Source organism: Pseudonocardia autotrophica, assembly GCF_003945385.1.
Taxonomy (GTDB): domain Bacteria; phylum Actinomycetota; class Actinomycetes; order Mycobacteriales; family Pseudonocardiaceae; genus Pseudonocardia; species Pseudonocardia autotrophica.
On the sequence record NZ_AP018920.1, the window covers coordinates 3694809 to 3714209 of the forward strand.

13 protein-coding genes are annotated in these 19401 nt (G+C 73.3%); 4 read left to right on the forward strand and 9 right to left on the reverse strand.

Features of this window, described 5'->3' with window-relative positions; all coding sequences use genetic code 11:
• Positions 1-45 precede the first annotated feature (45 nt).
• Complete coding sequence (locus tag Pdca_RS17290; protein WP_158092060.1) at positions 46-1800, reverse strand: ATP-dependent DNA ligase; 1755 nt, start codon at positions 1798-1800, stop codon at positions 46-48.
• A gap of 82 nt (positions 1801-1882) precedes the next feature.
• Here Pdca_RS17290 and Pdca_RS17295 point away from each other — a divergent pair, with 82 nt between their 5' ends.
• Positions 1883-4462, forward strand: a complete 2580-nt coding sequence (locus Pdca_RS17295) for a DEAD/DEAH box helicase (RefSeq protein ID WP_085911061.1) — start codon at positions 1883-1885, stop codon at positions 4460-4462.
• A 91-nt stretch (positions 4463-4553) separates the two neighbouring features.
• Positions 4554-6704 (forward strand): putative bifunctional diguanylate cyclase/phosphodiesterase, encoded by a 2151-nt coding sequence (locus tag Pdca_RS17300; protein ID WP_085911062.1) that lies wholly within the window; start codon positions 4554-4556, stop codon positions 6702-6704.
• 8 nt (positions 6705-6712) lie between these two features.
• Here Pdca_RS17300 and Pdca_RS17305 read toward each other — a convergent pair whose 3' ends face one another.
• The 3 genes from Pdca_RS17305 to Pdca_RS17315 form a co-directional block, all read right to left on the reverse strand.
• Positions 6713-7498, reverse strand: coding sequence for an LLM class F420-dependent oxidoreductase (locus Pdca_RS17305; protein WP_085911249.1), 786 nt, complete (start codon positions 7496-7498; stop codon positions 6713-6715).
• Positions 7499-7556: 58 nt separating this feature from the next.
• Positions 7557-8330, reverse strand: coding sequence for a DUF742 domain-containing protein (locus Pdca_RS17310; RefSeq protein ID WP_085911063.1), 774 nt, complete (start codon positions 8328-8330; stop codon positions 7557-7559).
• Positions 8331-8561: 231 nt separating this feature from the next.
• A complete protein-coding gene (locus Pdca_RS17315) occupies positions 8562-9767 on the reverse strand; it encodes an acyl-CoA dehydrogenase family protein (protein ID WP_085911064.1) in 1206 nt (401 codons plus the stop codon).
• A 211-nt stretch (positions 9768-9978) separates the two neighbouring features.
• On the opposite strand from Pdca_RS17315, the gene fdhA reads away from it, so the two are divergent.
• On the forward strand, positions 9979-11193 hold the full coding sequence (gene fdhA, locus Pdca_RS17320; RefSeq protein WP_085911065.1) for a formaldehyde dehydrogenase, glutathione-independent: 1215 nt from the start codon (positions 9979-9981) through the stop codon (positions 11191-11193).
• An 86-nt stretch (positions 11194-11279) separates the two neighbouring features.
• Here the strand turns inward: fdhA and Pdca_RS17325 are convergent, their stop codons facing one another.
• Positions 11280-12089 (reverse strand): DUF1932 domain-containing protein, encoded by an 810-nt coding sequence (locus Pdca_RS17325; protein WP_232021017.1) that lies wholly within the window; start codon positions 12087-12089, stop codon positions 11280-11282.
• A gap of 57 nt (positions 12090-12146) precedes the next feature.
• Here Pdca_RS17325 and Pdca_RS17330 point away from each other — a divergent pair, with 57 nt between their 5' ends.
• Entirely contained in the window at positions 12147-12899 is a 753-nt protein-coding gene (locus tag Pdca_RS17330; RefSeq protein ID WP_085911066.1) for an HpcH/HpaI aldolase family protein, read from the forward strand.
• A gap of 215 nt (positions 12900-13114) precedes the next feature.
• Here Pdca_RS17330 and meaB read toward each other — a convergent pair whose 3' ends face one another.
• Genes meaB through Pdca_RS17350 form a run of 4 tightly spaced genes read right to left on the reverse strand, consistent with a single transcriptional unit; the run spans position 13115 to position 19370 of the window.
• Complete coding sequence (gene meaB, locus Pdca_RS17335) at positions 13115-14098, reverse strand: methylmalonyl Co-A mutase-associated GTPase MeaB (protein ID WP_085911067.1); 984 nt, start codon at positions 14096-14098, stop codon at positions 13115-13117.
• Positions 14098-15240: a VanZ family protein gene (locus Pdca_RS17340; RefSeq protein ID WP_085911068.1), complete on the reverse strand. Its 1143-nt coding sequence runs from the start codon at positions 15238-15240 to the stop codon at positions 14098-14100. The genes meaB and Pdca_RS17340 overlap by 1 nt, the downstream gene beginning before the upstream one ends.
• Before the next feature lie 9 nt (positions 15241-15249).
• Positions 15250-17430: a methylmalonyl-CoA mutase gene (scpA, locus tag Pdca_RS17345; protein ID WP_085911251.1), complete on the reverse strand. Its 2181-nt coding sequence runs from the start codon at positions 17428-17430 to the stop codon at positions 15250-15252.
• A gap of 29 nt (positions 17431-17459) precedes the next feature.
• Positions 17460-19370 carry a methylmalonyl-CoA mutase family protein gene (locus Pdca_RS17350; protein WP_085911069.1) on the reverse strand — a complete coding sequence of 637 codons (1911 nt, stop codon included), beginning with the start codon at positions 19368-19370 and terminating at the stop codon, positions 17460-17462.
• Positions 19371-19401 lie beyond the last annotated feature (31 nt).

Below are 19401 nucleotides of genomic sequence, written 5' to 3' on the forward strand. Positions count from 1 at the left end.
GTTCCGTCTCCCCCGGGGACCACAGTGGTTACCCCGAGATGTCGATCACAAACCTTCCGGAACGTCCAGCGGCACGCTGAACAGGACGAACGGGTCACGGACGGCGTCCGCGGGGCGGATCTCGATCCGGCAGGACGGTCCACCCGGATCGGTGACGAGCCGGACGTGCACCGCTCCCCCGCCGGGTACCGGCTCGATCTCCTCCTGCACCCCGCGGCGCACCGCGGCCAGCACCGACAGCGGCGGGACCGCGGCCCCCGGATCGACGCCGGCGGCCGCCGGGTCGTCGATCTCGGCGCTCAGCCGGGCACCGAACCGGGTCCCCTCGATCTGCAGGTATGCGCGGACCGCGGCCAGCTCCTCGTCCAGCCGGATGGTCGGCTCCTCGGCGCGGTCGGCGGCCCGGGACAGATCGGCGAAGCCGAGCAGCAGCTCGCGGGCCCGCGGCGGATCGGTGCGGACCAGCGAGGCGATCGTGTTCAGCGTGTTGTAGACGAAGTGCTGCTCCAGCCGCCGGGACAGCGGGCCGTGCCAGGTGCCGGGCTGCTCCGGGCCGGCGGCCGGCACCGGCGCGGCATCGGTGCCCGCCGGCCCGGCGCCGGAGCGGGCGTCGGTACCGGTGCGCGAGCGGGCCCCGGCATCGGCGCGCGAGTGGACGTCGGCACCTGCACGTGAGCGGGGCTCGGCATCGGCGCGGGAGCGGGCCTCGGCACCGGCGTCGGCACGGGGGCGGGACCGGGCCTCGTCGCGGGCGCGGGTGCCGGTGTCGCGCACAGGGTCCGGCGACACCGGCCCGCCACCCTGCGACCCCCCGGCGGCCGGCATGTCGAGCAGGTCGTCGTCGCGCTCGTCGTCCGGGACGAGCCCCCGCCAGGAGGGCAGCGCGAGCCGTCCGGCGGCCGTCCGGCCCCGGTGCTCGACGGCGGCGGCCAGCCCGGGCGCCAGCCAGCGGGCGTGCTCGGCGACCCCGTCCGGCACGGCCGAGGGCGGTGGGCCGGACGGTGCGGCGAGGATCGTCCGTGCATCGGCGTCCGCGGCGCCGATCCCGACCCGGCCGACGTACCGCGGCCCCTCCGGCCCGGGCAGCGCCAGCAGCACCGCGGCGATCCGGTCCGGCCGCCCCGGCGCCGGGACCCAGCCGGCCAGGAGCACCTGCCTGCGCCTGCGCAGCGGCACCCGCAGCCAGTTCCGGGTCCGCCTGCCCGGCTGGTAGGGCACGTCGAGCCGCTTGAGGTGCAGCCCGTCCAGCCCGTACTGCTCGGCGGTGCGGACCACCAGCTCGGCCTCGTCCAGCCCGAACGAGGGCGGCACCAGGATCGCCGGCCCGGCCAGCGCCAGCTTCTCCAGCTCGGCGCGCCGGCGCCGGTAGGGCAGCTCCAGCACCCGGCGCCCGTCACACCACAGCAGATCGGTCACGACGTAGCCGATCGGCACCTCGGCGCGCAGCGCGGCGTCCGGGGTGAGCGTCGCGGTCCGGCGCAGCAGCGGCCCGCGGGACGGGCGGCCCGCCTCGTCGAGCGCGACGACGGTGCCGTCGAGGACCAGTCCGCCCGGCGGCGCCTGCTCGGCCAGCACGGCCAGCTCGGGGAACGAACCGGTGACGCTGCGCGCCGTCGACGACAGCAGCCGCACCCGCCCGCGGCGCACGTAGGCGACACACCGGTGCCCCTCCCAGCCGAACTCGACGGCCCAGCGCGCGGGATCGGTGGCGTCGGCCAGTTCGCCGGTCGCGGGCAGCATCGGCGGCACGAGATCGGGCATGGTCGGGCGGGACCCACCCGACACCCCTCCCCCGGTCACGGGCCCACGGTAGTCGGGCGCGCGGCGCCGGCCTCCAGCCGCGGTCACCGCGCCCGGGCCACCAGGCACAATCGGGGCCATCATGACGCTCACCGACCGGCTTCCCCGCACCTCCGGCCCCGACAACCCGATCGATCCCGCCGACCTGGTGGAGATCTTCGCCGACTGGGCGTTCGACGAGCGCGGGCTGTCGCTGTACCCGGCGCAGGAGGAGTCGCTGCTGGAGCTGGTGACCGGCGCGAACGTCATCCTGTCCACCCCGACCGGCTCCGGGAAGTCGCTGGTGGCGATGGGCGCCCACGCCGCGGCGCTGGCCCGCGGGGAGCGCACCTTCTACACCGCGCCGATCAAGGCGCTGGTCAGCGAGAAGTTCTTCGCGCTGTGCGAGGTGTTCGGTGCGGACAAGGTCGGCATGCTCACCGGCGACGCCGCGGTCAACGAGAAGGCCCCGATCATCTGCTGCACCGCGGAGATCCTGGCCAATCTGGCGTTGCGCACCGGATCGGGCGCCGACGTCGGCTCCGTCGTGATGGACGAGTTCCACTTCTACGCCGACCCGTCCCGCGGCTGGGCCTGGCAGGTGCCGATCGTCGAGCTCCCGCAGGCACAGTTCCTGCTGATGAGCGCGACCCTGGGCGACACGTCGTTCTTCGCCGGGGACCTGACCCGGCGCACCGGCCGGGAGACCGCCGAGATCACCTCGGTGGACCGGCCGGTGCCGCTGCACTTCCGCTACGTCGTCGAGCCGTTGCACGAGACGATCACCGAGCTGCTGGGGACGAAGGAGGCGCCGGTCTACATCGTGCACTTCACCCAGCAGGCGGCCGTGGAGCGGGCGCAGGCGCTGATGAGCGTGAACGTCACGTCCAAGGAGGACAAGGCGGCGATCGCCGAGACGATCGGCGCGTTCCGCTTCACCTCCGGGTTCGGCCGGACGCTGTCCCGGCTGGTCCGGCACGGCATCGGGGTGCACCACGCCGGGATGCTGCCCCGCTACCGGCGGCTGGTGGAGACGCTCGCCCAGGCCGGGCTGCTCAAGGTCATCTGCGGCACCGACACCCTCGGCGTCGGCATCAACGTGCCGATCCGCACGGTGCTGTTCACCGCGCTGTCCAAGTACGACGGCCGCCGGGTCCGCCCGCTCAAGGCCCGCGAGTTCCACCAGATCGCCGGCCGGGCCGGGCGCGCCGGATACGACACCGTCGGCACCGTCGTCGCCCAGGCGCCGGAGCACGACATCGAGAACGCGAAGGCACTCGCCAAGGCCGGTGACGACCCGAAGAAGCGTCGCAAGATCCAGCGCAAGCAGCCGCCCGAGGGTTTCGTCGGCTGGTCGCAGACCTCGTTCGAGAAGCTGCAGCAGGCCAGCCCCGAGGCGCTGACCAGCCACTTCGAGGTCACCCACGCGATGCTGCTGAACGTCGTCTCGCGCGGTGGCGACACCTACGCCGCGATGCGGCACCTGCTCACCGACAACCACGAGCCGCGCCGCCGCCAGCTCAAGCACATGCTGCGGGCGATCGCGATCTACCGGGCGCTGCGCAGCGCGGGCGTCGTCGAGGAGTACCGGGTGGAGGGCGCCGAGCGGCCCCGGGTCCGGATCGTCGACGAGCTGCAGCTCGACTTCGCGCTGAACCAGCCGCTGTCGCCGTTCGCGCTCGCCGTGTTCGAGCTGCTCGACCAGGAGTCCCCCGACTACGCGCTGGACGTGCTGTCGGTGGTCGAGTCCACCCTGGACGACCCGCGGCAGATCCTCGCCGCCCAGCAGAACAAGGCTCGCGGCGAGGCGATCGCGGCGATGAAGGCCGACGGCATCGAGTACGAGGAGCGGATGGCGCGGCTGGAGGAGGTCACCCACCCCAAGCCGCTGGACGAGATGCTGCACGCGGCGCTGGCGACCTACCGCGGCGGCGCACCGTGGGTGGCGGATGCCGTGCTGTCGCCCAAGTCGGTGGTGCGCGACATGAGCGAGCGGGCGATGACGTTCACCGAGTACGTCTCGCACTACCAGCTCGCCCGGTCCGAGGGGCTCGTGCTGCGCTACCTGGCCGACGCCTACCGGGCGCTGCGCCAGACCGTTCCGGAGCACGCGCGCACCGAGGAGCTCACCGACCTGATCGAGTGGCTCGGCGAGCTGGTCCGGCAGACCGACTCGTCGCTGCTCGACGAGTGGGAGAAGCTCGCCGCGGGCGCCGACACCGACGGCGCGGGCGGCGAGGTCACGCCACCGGGCGCGGACGTCGGGCTGGCCGCGCCGTCCGGGGTGACCGGCAACGCGCGCGCGTTCCGGGTGCTGGTCCGCAACGCGATGTTCCGCCGGGTGGAGCTCGCCGCGCTGAGCCGTCTCGACGAGCTCGGCGCACTCGACGCCGACGCCGGCTGGACGGCCGCGCGCTGGCGCGAGGCACTGGCGCCGTACTTCGAGATCCACGACCGGATCGGGTTCGGGCCCCAGGCCCGCGGCCCGGAGCTGTTCGACCTCACCGAGGAGGCCGACCGCTGGCTGGTCCGCCAGGTGCTCGACGATCCGGCCGGTGACCGGGACTGGGCGATCACCGCCGAGATCGACCTGGCCGCCTCGGACGAGGCGGGCGAAGCGGTCGTCTGGGTGACGGCGGTGACCGACGGCTCACCGACGGAGGCGCTCGACCCGCAGGCGTAACCCGGTCGGCCCCATCGGACACGCCGGATCGGTTACGGTGTTCCACGATCGAGAGGGCAGTCCCTCCACCGGAGCGAACGGGGGTCGGTGGATGCAGCAGGCCGACGTCGCCGCTGCATGCGCTGACCACGGCCGGGCGCTCGCCGCCGAGGCGTTGCCCGCGCCGTCCGAGCTCGTGAGTGCCTGGACCGCCACACTGGCCCGCCGGTGTGCCCAGCCCGCCGCCGAGCTGCGCCCGCTGCTGGAGCGGCTCACCGACCGGATGCGCGCGGCCGCGACCGGCGAGAGCCTCGATCCGGCGGAGGTCGTCGGCGTGGGCCGCGAGCTGATCCAGGCGCGGATCACCGATCCGGCCTGCCTGGAGGCCTCGCTGACGGTGCTCGGCGGGCATCTGGAGCCGGGGGCCGACACCGGGGCCCGGGTCCGGCGGCTGGCCGCGGTGCAGGCGTCGTTCGTCCGCGGGTTCACCGATGCCCTGCGGCTGCAGGTGCTCGCCGACCAGGAGCAGGTCACCCGGGCGGCACTGGAGGCCCGTGAGGTCGCCGAACGGGCCCGCTGGGCGTCCGAGACCCGGTTCTCGGCGATGTTCGACTCCGCCGCGGTCGGCATCGTGATCTTCGACCCGCGTGGTCGTTCGATCGAGGCCAACGACGCCGCCGCGGCGATGCTCGGCTACTCCCGTGAGCAGCTCACCGGGATGAGCGTCGCCGACTTCGTGTCCGTCGAGCACGCCCCCGAGCTCTGGGCGGAACGCCCGCGGCTGCTCGACGGCTCGCTGGACCGGCTGCGCGTCGTGCGCCCGGTGCGCCGCGCCGACGACGTCGAGATCTGGATCGACGCGGTCGTCACCCCGCTCCACGAGGACGACGGCTCGACCGACTACCTGGTCGCCGTCCTGAGCGACGTCACCGAGCAGCGCGAGCTGCAGCGACGGCTGGAGCACCAGGCCTCCCACGATCCGCTGACCGGCCTGCCGAACCGCTCGTTGTTCTTCGGGCGGCTGGCCGCAGCGATCGCCGGGTCCGGCATCGACGGCCCCCGCCCCGGCATCTGCTATCTCGACCTGGACGGCTTCAAGGTCGTGAACGACACCCTCGGGCACCAGGCGGGTGACCGGCTGCTGACGGTGCTCGCGGACCGGTTGCGCGCCGCCCTGGAGCCGGAGGGGTATCTGGTCGCCCGGATGGGCGGCGACGAGTTCGTGGTGCTCGTGCCCCGCACGACCGACCGGGCCGATCTGGAGGAGATCGCGGGTCGCGCGCTGGGCACCGTGCGCCGGCCGGTCCGGATCGACGGCCGGGACATCGTGATCTCGGCCAGCGTCGGGGTGGTGCGGCACGACGGCGAGCTGGACGCGGACGAGCTGCTGCAGGCCGCCGACACCACGCTCTACTCCGCCAAGCGGGCCGGGCGGGGCCGCTACGTGCTCTACGACCGGGAACGGCACCGGTCCGACGTCCGCCGGTTCGAGCTCTCCTCGCAGATGCCCGAGGCGCTGCGTCGCGACGACTTCGTGGTGGTCTACCAGCCGCTGGTCCGGCTCGCCGACGAGCAGACCGTCGGGGTGGAGGCGCTGGTGCGGTGGCAGCGCCCGGACGGCGAGCTGCTCGGCCCGGATCGGTTCATCCCGCTCGCCGAGGAGACCGGGCTGGTCGTCCCGCTGGGCCGCCGGGTGCTCGACGAGGCGTGCCGGCAGGGACGGACCTGGGCCGATCAGCACCCGGACCGGCCGCTGCTGGTCAGCGTGAACGTCGCGGCCCGCCAGATCGTCGAGTCCGATCTGGTTGCGGACGTCGCGGCCACCCTGGAACGGCACGACTGGCCGGCCGAACGGCTGCAGATCGAGCTGACCGAGTCCGACCTGATGGGGTCGCCGGGCGGGCCGCCCGCGACGCTGCGGGAGCTGGAACGGATGGGCGTGCGGATCGCGATCGACGACTTCGGGACCGGCTACTCGAACCTCGCCTACCTGCGGCATCTCCCGGTGCACGTGCTGAAGCTGGCCGGCCACTTCGTGGCCGGCTCCGCCGAGCGGGACGACGTCATCCTGCGCACGCTGATCTCGCTGGCCTCGGCACTGGACCTGGAGGTCACCGCGGAGGCGGTGGAGACCAGGGAGCAGGCGATGCGGCTGCGTGAGTACGGCTGCGCGAACGCGCAGGGCTGGTACTACGCGCCCGCGGTCGTCCCGGAACGGGTCCCGGAGCTCATCCGCGACCCGTTCCTGCGCGATGGCGGCTGAGCCGGGCGTCAGCCGTTGCGCTCGTCGCGCCAGGCGATCCAGTCCTTGAGCCGGCCGAGGTCGTAGCCGCCCTGCCCGTCCTGGCCGACGGTGAACATCCGGACGCCGGCGTCGTACAGTCCGGCCCCGAGCTCGTCCGGGGTGCCCTCGACGGCGGCCGAACGCTCGATCTCGGCCGGGTCGCGACCGATGTCGCGGCAGTGCCCGTCGAGCACCGCGCACTTGTGCGTGAGGGTGTCGACGTCGCCGAAGCCGTGCCAGATGGTGGCGTGCTCGGCGGTGTAGCGCAGGGTCTTCTTCTCGCCCCCACCGCCGACGAGCACCGGGATGTCACGGGTGGGTGCCGGGTTCAGCTTCGCCCAGCGGTCCCGGATCCGGGGCAGCGCCTGGGCGAGGTCGCGCAGCCGGTCGCCCGCGGTGCCGAACTCGTAGCCGTACTCGTCGTAGTCGCGCTCGAACCAGCCGGCGCCGATGCCGAGGATCAGCCGGCCCTCGGAGATGTGGTCCACGGTGCGGGCCATGTCCGCGAGCAGCTCGGGATTGCGGTAGCTGTTGCAGCTCACCAGGGCGCCGATCTGCACCCGGGAGGTGGCCTCGGCCCAGGCACCCAGCATCGTCCAGCACTCGAAGTGCTTGCCGTCGGGTTCGCCGTAGAGCGGGAAGAAGTGGTCCCAGTTGAAGACGACGTCGGCACCGGCCTCCTCGGCGGCGGCCACCGTGCGGCGGATGTCGGAGTAGTCGGCGTGCTGGGGCTGCAGCTGCAGCCCGATGCGGACGGGACGCGGATCGGTCATGTCCCGATACTGGCCGATCACCCGGTCATCCGCCGCGCGACCCCGGCAGGCGACCGGCTCAGAGGTTGCGCAGGCCGGACAGCACGCGGTCCAGCAACGCCATGCTCGGACCGTCCTCGGCCGAGGAGACCCCGTGCACGGTCAGCCTGCCCTCGGTCGCCAGGTCGTCGATCAGGACCCGGGCGACGCCGAGTGGCACGGCGGCGAGCGCGGCCACCTCGGACACCGAACGAGCCTGCGCGCAGAGCTTCAGCACGGTCGCCTTCTCGGCGCCGAGCACCGGTGCCGGGCCGGGGACCGGCCGGACGGAGATGAGGGTCTCCAGCCGCAGCTCCATCCGGACCCGGGTCCGGCCGCCGGTGATGACATAGGGGCGGACCGCGGTGAACGCGGACCGTGGGGCCGGTCCCGCGGCACCGCTGACCACTGGGAGCGGCGCGGTATCGGCGGTGCCGGCGGTGCTGTCCCTGGCCGTACCGGCCGTGCTGTCCCTGGCCGTACCGGCGGTGCTGTCCCTGACCGTACCGGCCGTGCCGTCTCCGGCATCGCCGATCCCGTCGTGCGACCCGGCGGCCGCCTGCCGCGCGATCCGCTCCTGTTCCGCCGCGGCGGCCCGCTCCGCGGCACGTTCCTTGCGGGTCTTGCGGCTCCGCTTGGCGGAGTGCCCGCCGAACCGGGCCCCGGTGACGCCGACCAGGTCCTCCTCCGGCTCCGGGGTGATCGGCTCCTCGCCGTCCTCCGCGGGGCCGTGCGGGTGATCCGGATCCGGCGCGTGCCGGGCCGGGCGGGCCCCGAACCGGGCACCCGTCCGCCCGATGTCCGACGGTGCCATCCACCCCTCCGCTCCTGCTCCGCCGGTGGCGGCGCCGAAATCCGTTGGTCCACCGCGCCGAACATGATCACCGTGGTCATGATCACTGTGGGCGACCGGGAAGACGCACAGGGTGCATCGACTTCGCTACCGAACGATGTCCACTGTGTCACGGGCGTGTGACACAAACGAGGATCCCCAGGTCAGGCCGCTGAAAATAGGTCCGATCGGAGCACGACACGCCTGGACCGTTCAGCCCAGCGGACTGCGCGGCAGCAAACGGTCGGCGATGATCTTCTTCTGGATCTCGCTGGTCCCCTCGAAGATCGTCGTGAGCCGCGCGTCGCGCCAGTGTCGCTCCACCTGGTGCTCGGTGGTGTACCCGTTGCCGCCGTGCAGCTGGATGCCGTCGGCGGTGACCTCGGCGGCCATCTCGGTGGCCACCAGCTTGGCCATCGCGGCCTCCCGGGCGCACTGTTCGCCCTGGTCCAGGCGGTGCGCGACGTGCTGGTAGAACGACCGCGCCTGCTCGACCCTGGCCGCCATCGTCGCCAGGGTGAACCGGACGGCCTGGAAGTCGCCGATCGGGTGCTCGAACTGCCGGCGCCGCTGCAGGTACCGCACGCAGTCCTCGACGGCGGCTCTGGCCAGCCCGACCGCACGGGCGGCGGTGTGCACGCGGGCGATGTTCAGCCAGGCCTGTGCGTCGGCGAAGCCCTCGCCGCCGTCGCCGAGCTGGTTGGCGACCGGGACCCGCAGGCCGTCGAACTCGAGATCCCAGGTGACGAAGCCGTGGTATCCGATCTTGTCGATCGGGCTGCCGGTGAGCCCGTCGGGGAAGGTGCCTCGCTGCTTCTCGACGACGACGGTCGCGAGCCCGGCCGAGCGCTTCTCCCCCGGACCCGGGTCGTCGGTGCGCACCAGCACCTGGATGAAGTCGGCGGCCTTCGCGTTGCCGGTCCAGCGCTTGTGGCCGGTGATCACGTAGTCGTCGCCGTCCCGCACGGCCCGGGTCTCCACCGCGGCGAGATCGGAGCCGGCGTCCGGCTCGGACAGCGCGATGGCGCCGATCCACTCCCCGCGCGCGCTGCGCCGCAGCAGCTCGGCGCGCCGGTCGGGATCGGCCACCCCGGTGCCGGCACCCTGGGCGCGCGCGATGATCGACCCGACGCTCATCCACGCCCTGGCCAGCTCCTCGGCCACCATGCAGTACTCGAACGCGCCCAGGCCGAGCCCGCCGTGCTCGCGCCCGACCGTGATCCCGAAGTAGCCGAGCTCACCCATCTCTTCGAGCAGGTCGCGCGGGATCTCACCCCGGCGCGGGTCGAGCTCGTTCGCGACCGGGAGCACCCTGGTGGCCGCGAACTCGCGGGCCTGCTTCTGCAACGCCGCCCGCTCCGGCGTGTGGTGCGGCGCGGTCAGCACCGGGACGGGCGGCTCGCGGAGATCATCGGTCATCCGCGCAGTATCACCGCCCGCGCCCCGGCCCGCCGGGGACCGTGCCACCACGCACTCCGGCGATCCGCAGTGCAACCAGGTATGCGCACGTCGGCATCCTGTGCCACCGTCAGGACCGGCGACGCGGCCGGCGCGGGGGCGGGGCCCGGACGTGTCCGCCGGTTCCGGTCCGCGCCCGCGGACCGCACCCACCGTGAGGGGAGCCAGTCACATGCCCGACAACCGCGTGGTCGTCTACAAGTCTCCGGGCGAGGTCGCCGTCGAGTCGATCGACTACCCGAAGCTCGAACTCCCGACCGACGTCGTGGACGGCCTCAAGATCAAGAAGAAGGCTCCGCACGCCGCGATCCTCAAGGTTGTCACCACCAACATCTGCGGTTCCGACCAGCACATGGTCCGTGGCCGCACCACCGCCCCGGCCGGGCAGACGCTCGGCCACGAGATCACCGGCGAGATCGTCGAGGTCGGCGACGACGTGCTGTTCGTCCGGCCCGGCGACATCTGCTCGGTGCCGTTCAACATCGCCTGCGGTCGCTGCCGGATGTGCAACGAGGGCAAGACCGGGGTCTGTCTGAACGTCAACCCGGCCCGCCCGGGCGCGGCCTACGGCTACGTCGACATGGGTGGCTGGATCGGCGGCCAGGCCGAGTACGTGATGGTGCCCTTCGCCGACTTCAACCTGCTGCGGTTCCCGGACCGCGACCAGGCACTGGAGAAGATCCTCGATCTCACGATGCTGTCCGACATCTTCCCGACCGGATACCACGGTGCGGTCACCGCGGGTGTGACCACCGGGTCGACCGTCTACGTCGCGGGCGCCGGGCCGGTCGGGCTGGCCGCGGCGCACGCCGCGCAGCTGCTCGGCGCGGCCACCGTGGTCGTCGGCGACATGGTCGCGTCCCGGCTGGAGCAGGCCCGCAGCTTCGGTTGCGAGACCGTCGATCTCTCCGCGGGCGGCACGCTGCCCGAACAGCTCGCGCAGCTGCTCGGTGAGCCCGAGGTGGACGCGGCCGTCGACGCGGTCGGGTTCGAGGCCCGCGGCCACGGCAAGGACGCCGCCGAGGCGCCCGCCACGGTGCTGAACTCGGTGATGGAGGTGACCCGGGTGGGCGGCGCGCTCGGCATCCCGGGTCTCTACGTGACCGGCGACCCGGGCGCGGTCGACGACAGCGCGAAGGAGGGGACCCTCGGCGTCCGGATCGGACTGGGCTGGGCGAAGTCGCACAGCTTCACCACCGGACAGTGCCCGGTGAAGAAGTACAACCGGCAGCTGATGCAGGCGATCCTGTCCGGCCGGGCGCAGATCGCGAAGGCGGTGAACGCGACCACGATCTCGCTGGACGACGCCCCGCAGGGCTACCGGGACTTCGACGGTGGGGCCTCGCGCAAGTACGTCATCGACCCGCACGGTTCCGTCGCGGCCTGACCCGCGGCGCGGGCTCGTACACCGGCCTCCTCGTGGCGGTGTCTCGCCACGAGGAGGCCGGTCACCCGGCAGGGCGGATGCGCACGTCAGGGGCGGTCTGCGGCGTGCCGGTACAGCTCGGCGGCGGCCCGGGAGAATCCGTCCGGCACGTCGACCGCGGCCAGCGCGTCGGCGGCCTCGTCCATCTCCCCCGCCCAGCGCCAGCCCTTCGACGCGGCCCGCTCCCGGACCGCGGCCAGCGCCACGGTGTGCTCGACCCCGGTGCGGGCCAGCTCGTCGTGCAGTACCTCGGTGACCCCGAACCGGTCGGCAGCCTCCGCCATCGCCAGCCACAGCGTCGGCAGGGCCTTGCTCTGCAGCGCGTAGCAGATCTTGAGCCCGCTGGCCGAGCCGAGCTCGTCGAGCGTCCGGACGCCGAACGGGGAGCCCTCGAACAGGTCCGCGACCGCCCGGGCGCCCGGGCCCGCGAGCCACAGCACGGTCGTCCCGTGCTTCCAGGCGGGCGGGCCGATCACGGCGCCGTCGCAGACCACGGCCCGATCGCCGAGCACCTCCGCGACCGCGTGCACGGTGCCCGGTGCGACCGCGTTCGCCTCCAGGTAGATCGGCCGGTCGGCGCGCCCCCGGAGTCCGGCCGCCACCTGCTCCGCCACCGCGCGGGCGGCGTGCGGTGGGCAGATCGAGACGATCACGTCGGACCGCGCGGCCAGCTCCGCGACGTCCGGCACGGCCACCAGGTCGGCGAGCTCGGCGCGCTTCGCCGTGGCGTGACTACGGCCGGCATCGGCCCAGATCACCGCGCCGGCCCGGGCCTTGAGCGCCGAACCGATCGCCGCCCCCATCGCTCCGGGGTGCAGGATCCCGATCACCGGGCGGGACGGCAGGCTCGTCGGCATGGGGATCATGATGCCCCGGCGGTGGCGCAACGCGCCGCGGACAGGCACGGTCGGTCCATGAGCATTTCCAGCACGGATCCGATGTTCACCGGCGACGCCGTCGGTGGCTGGCTGCAGCTGCCCTCCTCCGCGGTCGCCGAGATCGTCGGCTCGGTCGGGTTCGACAGCGTCTGCGTCGACACCCAGCACGGCATGATCGGCGACGACAGCGTCCTCGGGATGCTGCAGGCACTCACCGCGACCGGCACCCGGTCGCTGGTCCGGGTGCCGGGGCACGGGCCGGAGGCGATCGGCCGGGCGCTGGACCGCGGCGCCGACGGCGTGATCGTCCCGCTGGTGGAGACTGCCGAGCAGGCCGCCGCCGCGGTCTCCGCCTGCCGCTACCCGCCGGCGGGAACCCGCAGCTACGGCCCGGTCCGGCCGTCCTGGCTGGGGCGTGATCTGCTCGCCGGGGGCCGCTGCGTGGTGATGATCGAGACGGTGGCCGCGGTGGCGAACCTGGAGGAGATCCTCGCCGTGGAGGGGATCGACGCGGTCTTCGTCGGTCCGTCGGACCTGGCCCTGGCCTACGGGCTCGCACCGGCCGCACAGGCGCCGGACGCGCCGGAGGCGGCCCGCTACGGCGAGCTCATCGAGGGCATCACGGCACGGTGCGCCGCCGCGGGGGTGCCGGTGGGGATCTACTGCGACTCCCCCGCGCACGCCCGCCGGTTCCGGGAGCTCGGGTGCACGTTCACCATGCTCGGCGCGGAGCAGGCCATCCTGCGGGCGGCCTGCGCGGAGCGACTCGCGCAGGCCCGCGCGAGCTGACCCGGCGCGCCCCGGCCCGCCCGTGCACCGGCCGGGCAACGGCCCGGCGAGCCGCGCAGGGCAGCACACGTCAGTCCAGCGCAGGTCAGATCAGCGCAGCACAGCACAGGTCAGCGCAGCGCACGTCAGCCCAGCAGATCGCAGCTCAGTCCAGCTCAGGGCAGGTCAGCCCAGCCCAGCTCAGCTCCGTCCAGCTCAGTCCAGCTCAGTCCAGCTCAGCGCAGCGTGTCCAGGATGGTCTGCGCGGCGAGGGTCGGGGTCAGCCCGCCGGTGCGCACGTCCGTGGTGAGCGCGGGCAGCTTCTTCTGCAGGTCCGGATCGTGCAGCAGCCGGTCCATCAGCCGGTCGCGGACCATCTGCCACATCCACTCGACCTGCTGGTCGGCACGCCGGGTCGCCAGCTCACCGGCCTGATCCAGGGCGGCCCGGTGCTCGCCGACCTTCTCCCAGACCTTGTCCAGGCCCTTCCCGGTCTGCGCCGAGCAGGACAGCACCGGTGTCCGCCACGACGTCGACGTCGGCGTCATCATGTGCAGTGCCCCGGCGAGCTCGCGGGCCGCGGCGCGGGCGTCCTGCTCGTGCCGCCCGTCGGCCTTGTTCACCGCGACGACGTCGGCGAGCTCCAGGATGCCCTTCTTGATCCCCTGCAGCGAGTCGCCGGTGCGCGCGATGGTGAGGAACAGGAAGGTGTCGACCATCCCGGCGACCGTCGTCTCGGACTGGCCGACGCCGACCGTCTCGACCAGCACGACGTCGTAGCCGGCGGCCTCCATCACCACCATCGTCTCCCGGGTCCGGCGGGCGACCCCGCCGAGCGTCCCGGCCGACGGGGACGGCCGGACGAACGCGTTCGGGTCGACGGCCAGCCGGGGCATTCGGGTCTTGTCGCCCAGGATCGACCCGCGGGTCCGGGTGGACGACGGGTCCACCGCCAGCACCGCGACCCGGTGCCCCTGCTCGGTCAACCGGGTCCCCATCGCCTCGATGAAGGTCGACTTCCCGACGCCGGGGACACCGGAGATGCCGACCCGCACGGCGTCACCCGACTTCGGGGTCACCTCCAGCAGCAGCTCCTGCGCGGCTCGCTGGTGATCGGCACGGCTGGACTCGACGAGCGTGATCGCCCGGGCCAGCCGGGTGCGGTCGCCGGCCAGCACGCCGCGGGCGAGATCCGCGGGATCGGGCACGCGCGGGGCCATCAGGTCCTCCGGTTCTCGGGGTTCGGGACGGGTCGCGCCGCGGCGGCGGGACGGTCCGCCACCCGGCTGTCGATCATGACGAGGCCGGTGATCCGGCCGGCCAGGCCGGTGTGCCCTGCGGTACGGAACAGCCCGACCAGGCTCGCGACCGACCACAGGAACCCGAGCACGCCCAGCGACCCGGAGGGGCCGGTCAGCAGGATCACCCCGCCGGTGCCGAGCAGCACCCGCAGCAGCCGCACCCCGCAGGCCGGGACACCACCATCCGGCGAGGCGGGTCGCAGCCGCACCGTCCGCTGGCCGATCGTGCCGCCGGCGCCGAACAGCGGCACCAGCAGGAAGACCAGCAGCGGCAGCCAGAACGACGCGAGTTCGGAGATCGGGGCGTACCAGCCCGGGAAGGGCGACCGCATCCCGGCGGCCAGGCTCAGACCGCCCACCAGCGCCCCGAGAACGGTGCCGCCGACGGCCACCGCCAGCACGTCGCAGAGGGCACCGAGCAGCCGGCGGCCCGCGGTGACCGGGGCGGGCCGGCCCGGGTCGATCACCTCGTCCGAGCGCGGCCGCAGCAGCGCCACGAGCAGCGCGCCCAGCAGCGCGCCCGCGGTGTTCGCGATCAGGTCGTCGACGTCGGCGACCCGGTAGGAGCACGGGAAGAGGAACCAGTTCCCGGTGTATTGGGTGGTCTCCACCAGCAGCGACAGCCCGAACCCGGCCAGCACCGCGGTTCCGGTCGAGCGCCGGCCGGGGCCGCGCAGCAGCCAGCCCAGCGGCACGAACAGCACCACGTTCAGCACGATCTGCTGCACCGCGGAGTTCGCGAGCCAGGCACGGACGCCGGTGGCCTCCTGGCGCCCCGCGATCCGCGCGATGTCGGCGACGAACTGGAACGGCCGCAGCTGCAACCCGTCCGCCGAGGATCGGGCCGCGCAGAAGGCGGCGTCGACCTCGGGCAGCGGCAGCAGCGTGTACGTCATCACCGCCAGCCCGTACACCGGGACGGCGACCGCGACGGCGAGCTCGCGCAGGCCGAACCGCCCCCGCCGCCGGTAGGACGCCGCCACCACCGGGACGAGGACGGCCAGCACGATCACCGTGCCGAGCAGCACGGCGACGATCGCCGGGAACGTTCGGTCGTTCACGTGCCGAGGTCAGTCCGCGTAGACGCTGCCGGTCCCGGTGGCCGTGTCGGACTCACCGTGGCCGAGCGCGACCGCCAGCTTCCCGAGCAGGTCCACCGCCGCCTCGGCGATGACCGTCCCCGGCGGGAACACCGCGGCCGCCCCCATCTTCAGCAGCTCCGGCACGTCGGCCGGCGGGATCACTCCGCCGACGACCACCATGATGTCCTCGCGGCCCAGCGCCGCCAGTTCGTTGCGCAGCTCCGGGACCAGCGTGAGGTGGCCTGCGGCCAGCGAGCTGGCGCCGATCACGTGCACGTCGGACTCGGCGGCCTGCTTGGCCACCTCGGCCGGGGTCTGGAACAGCGGGCCGACGTCGACGTCGAAGCCGATGTCGGCGAAGGCCGTCGAGATGACCTTCTGGCCACGGTCGTGGCCGTCCTGCCCCATCTTGGCGACCAGGATCCGGGGCTGGCGACCCTCGGCCCCGGCGAAGTCGTCCACCAGCTCGCGGGCGCGGTCGATCGCCGGGTTCTTCCCGGCCTCGGCGGAGTACACACCGGAGATGATGCGGATCTGACCGGCGTGCCGCCCGAAGACCTTCTCCAGTGCGTCCGAGATCTCACCGACGGTGGCCATGTTCCGGGCCGCGTCGACGGCCAGCCCGAGCAGGTTGTCGGCCTCGTCGCGCTTCGAGCCCTCGGCGATCTTCTCGGCGACCGCGGTCAACCGGCGCAGCGAGTCTTCGAGCGCGCGATCGTCGCGCTCGGCGCGCAGCCGCGCCAGCTTGTCCAGCTGCTCGCGGCGCACGTTCGCGTTGTCGACCTTGAGCACGTCGATCTGCTCGTCGACGTCCACGACGTACTTGTTGACGCCGATCACCGGCTGACGGCCCGAGTCGATCCGGGCCTGGGTGCGGGCCGCGGCCTCCTCGACACGCATCTTCGGGATGCCCGCGTCGATCGCCTCGGCCATCCCGCCGGCCTTCTCGACCTCGTCGATGTGCGCCCACGCCCGGCGCGCCAGGTCGTAGGTGAGCTTCTCGACGTAGTAGCTGCCACCCCACGGGTCGACGACGTTCGTGGTGCCCGACTCCTGCTGCAGCATCAGCTGGGTGTTGCGGGCGATCCGCGCGGAGAAGTCGGTGGGCAGCGCGAGTGCCTCGTCGAGCGCGTTGGTGTGCAGCGACTGGGTGTGCCCCTGGGTGGCGGCCATCGCCTCGATGCAGGTGCGGACGACGTTGTTGTAGACGTCCTGCGCGGTCAGCGACCAGCCGGAGGTCTGCGAGTGCGTGCGCAGCGACAGCGACTTCGCGTTCTGCGGCTCGAACCGGTTCACCAGCTTCGACCAGAGCAGGCGCGCGGCCCGCATCTTGGCGACCTCCATGAAGAAGTTCATGCCGATCGCCCAGAAGAAGCTCAGCCGGGGCGCGAACTTGTCGATGTCGAGGCCCGCGTCGACGCCGGCCCGCAGGTACTCCACGCCGTCGGCGAGGGTGTACGCGAGCTCCAGGTCGTTGGTCGCGCCCGCCTCCTGGATGTGATACCCGGAGATCGAGATCGAGTTGAACTTCGGCATCTTCGCGCTGGTGAAGCCGAAGATGTCGGAGATGATCTGCATGGAGGGCTGCGGCGGGTAGATGTAGGTGTTGCGGACCATGAACTCCTTCAGAATGTCGTTCTGAATGGTTCCGGTCAGCTTCTCCGGCGCGACACCCTGCTCCTCGGCCGCGACGATGTAGAGCGCCAGCACGGGGAGCACGGCCCCGTTCATGGTCATCGACACCGACATCTTGTCCAGCGGGATGCCGTCGAACAGCTGGCGCATGTCCAGGATCGAGTCGATCGCGACACCGGCCATGCCGACGTCGCCCGCGACGCGGGGATGGTCGGAGTCGTAGCCGCGGTGGGTGGCCAGGTCGAACGCGATCGACAGGCCCTTCTGCCCGGCGGCCAGGTTCCGGCGGTAGAACGCGTTCGACTCGGCGGCGGTGGAGAACCCGGCGTACTGGCGGACCGTCCACGGCTGGTTGGTGTACATCGTCGGGTACGGCCCGCGCAGGTACGGCGTGATCCCCGGGTAGGTCCGGAGGAAGTCGACGTCGCCCAGGTCGTCCGCGGTGTACAGCGGCTTGACGCCGATGCCCTCCGGGGCCTCCCAGGTGGGGGCGGATCCGGCCCATGCCGACGACGGGACGGCCCCGGAGGTCAGCGGAACCGAGGTGAAGTCGGGGATGCGGGTCACGTCGATCCCTCCAGCGAGGTGTGCACGTCGTCGATCACGGCCAGGGCGTCACAGCCGGCGAACAGGTATCCGTCGACGCCCTGCACCGGGTCCTTCGGCTTACCCGCGAGCAGGATGCGGGTTGCGCCCGCCTCGCGCAGCGCGGCGGCGGTGTCGGCGGCCCGCTCGTCGTAGAGCGCGTCCGACGAGCACAGCACGGCGACCGCGGGCCGGTCACCGGCCCGGTACGCCTCGGCGACCGCTTCGGCGGTGTCGGTCGGCCCGGCCTCGGCGGCGTCGATCCCGCCGGCGCCGAGCAGGTTGCGGGTGAACCCGGCACGAGCGGTGTAGCCGGCCAGCGGTCCGATCGTCGCGAGGAAGACGGTCGGACGGCGCCCGTCGCGCTCCAGCACCGCGTCGGAGCGGTCGCGCTGGGACTCGTAGGCCTCGGCCGGCCGGTACAGCGGGAGGCCACCGCGGGCCACCGGAGCGGGCAGCGGTTCCCGGACGACCGGCTTCTCGTCCAGGTTCGGGAACTCGGAGACGCCGGTCAGCGGGGTCTTGCGGCGGGCGACATCGGTCTCCCGCCGCGCCCGGACCTCGGCGACCCGCTCCGCGACCAGACCGGAGTCGAGCGCGGCGACCGCGCCGCCGGCCGCCTCGATCGCCTGGAAGAACTCCCAGGCGACCCGGGCGAGATCGTCCGTGAGGTGCTCGACGTACCAGGAACCGCCGGCCGGGTCGATGACCCGGCCCAGGTGCGACTCCTCGACCAGCAGGTTCTGGGTGTTGCGGGCGATCCGGCGGGAGAACGGCTCGGCCGAGCCGATCGCGGCGTCGAACGGCGGCACGGTGACCGCATCGGCGCCGCCGACACCGGCCGCGAAACCGGCCACGGTTCCGCGGAGCATGTTGACCCACGGATCGCGCCGGGAGAACAGCACCTCGCTGACGACCGCGTGCTGGCGCTGCGGGACGTCGGTGGTGCCGCTGGCCTCGAGCACCCGCGACCACAGCCGGCGCGCGGCGCGCAGCTTCGCGATCGTCGGGAACTGCTCGGGGGTGGCCGCGTAGCGGAACTCCAGCACCCGCGCCGCCGCGGCGACGTCGAGCCCGCCCTCGACCAGTGCCCGCAGGTAGCCGACCCCGGCGGCGAGCGACCAGCCCAGCTCCTGGGCGTCCGATCCGCCGGCCTCGCGGATCACCCTGGCGTCCACGGTGACCGCGGTGACCTGCGGGAACGACGTGGCGACCCGGCGGGCGAGCTCGACCACCGATGCGGCCTCCGGCCCGGACCCGGTGCGGGCCCGCAGGCCGATCGGGTCGGCGCCCAGCGAGCCGAGCAGGTCGGCGTCCTCGACGCCGTTGCGCGCGGCCAGGTCCAGGTAGGCGGTACCGGCCTCGACGGCGTCGGCGTCGGCGTCCAGGGCGATCGGGGCCAGGTCGAGATAGACGCCCTCGACCGCGGCGGGCAGCTCGGCGACCGGGATGCCGCCGTCGCCGACCCGCAGCCAGATCGAGTTGACGCCGCACTCCAGGTCGGCCAGCAGCGCCTCGCGCACGGCCGCCGGATCGGTGCCGACGTGCCGCTGGCGGATGTCCCAGCCGCCGGGCACGTGACCGTCGGTCAGCGCACCCCGGGTGAAGGGCCACGCCCCGGGGACACCGGTGGCGGGGACGTCCTCGACGTCCTCGGACGCGTAGAGCGGGGCGACCCGGATGCCGTCGGCACTGGTCCGGGTCAGGGCATCGACCCCGGCTCCCGGATCCGCGTCCTCGCCGATCCGGCCGGACCGTCGCACCACCGAGTCGACGGCTGCGGTCCACTGCTCACGGGTGACCGGGTCGAACCCGCCCGCCAGGACCAGCTCGTCCGGCTCCGCCGGACCGTCACCTGCGTCGACCGCCGCACGGTCGCTGCCCGTCATCCGCTCAGTTCTCCTCACCGGCCCGTGGGCG

What these genes read in the sequence shown, in the direction of transcription:
- Pdca_RS17295 (WP_085911061.1), top strand. Translation starts at nt 1,883, where the DNA reads ATGACGCTCACCGACCGGCTTCCCCGCACCTCCGGCCCCGACAACCCG.
- Pdca_RS17300 (WP_085911062.1), top strand. Translation starts at nt 4,554, where the DNA reads ATGCAGCAGGCCGACGTCGCCGCTGCATGCGCTGACCACGGCCGGGCG.
- Pdca_RS17305 (WP_085911249.1), bottom strand. Translation starts at nt 7,498, where the DNA reads ATGACCGATCCGCGTCCCGTCCGCATCGGGCTGCAGCTGCAGCCCCAG.
- Pdca_RS17310 (WP_085911063.1), bottom strand. Translation starts at nt 8,330, where the DNA reads ATGGCACCGTCGGACATCGGGCGGACGGGTGCCCGGTTCGGGGCCCGC.
- Pdca_RS17315 (WP_085911064.1), bottom strand. Translation starts at nt 9,767, where the DNA reads ATGACCGATGATCTCCGCGAGCCGCCCGTCCCGGTGCTGACCGCGCCG.
- fdhA (WP_085911065.1), top strand. Translation starts at nt 9,979, where the DNA reads ATGCCCGACAACCGCGTGGTCGTCTACAAGTCTCCGGGCGAGGTCGCC.
- Pdca_RS17325 (WP_232021017.1), bottom strand. Translation starts at nt 12,089, where the DNA reads ATGCCGACGAGCCTGCCGTCCCGCCCGGTGATCGGGATCCTGCACCCC.
- Pdca_RS17330 (WP_085911066.1), top strand. Translation starts at nt 12,147, where the DNA reads ATGAGCATTTCCAGCACGGATCCGATGTTCACCGGCGACGCCGTCGGT.
- meaB (WP_085911067.1), bottom strand. Translation starts at nt 14,098, where the DNA reads ATGGCCCCGCGCGTGCCCGATCCCGCGGATCTCGCCCGCGGCGTGCTG.
- Pdca_RS17350 (WP_085911069.1), bottom strand. Translation starts at nt 19,370, where the DNA reads ATGACGGGCAGCGACCGTGCGGCGGTCGACGCAGGTGACGGTCCGGCG.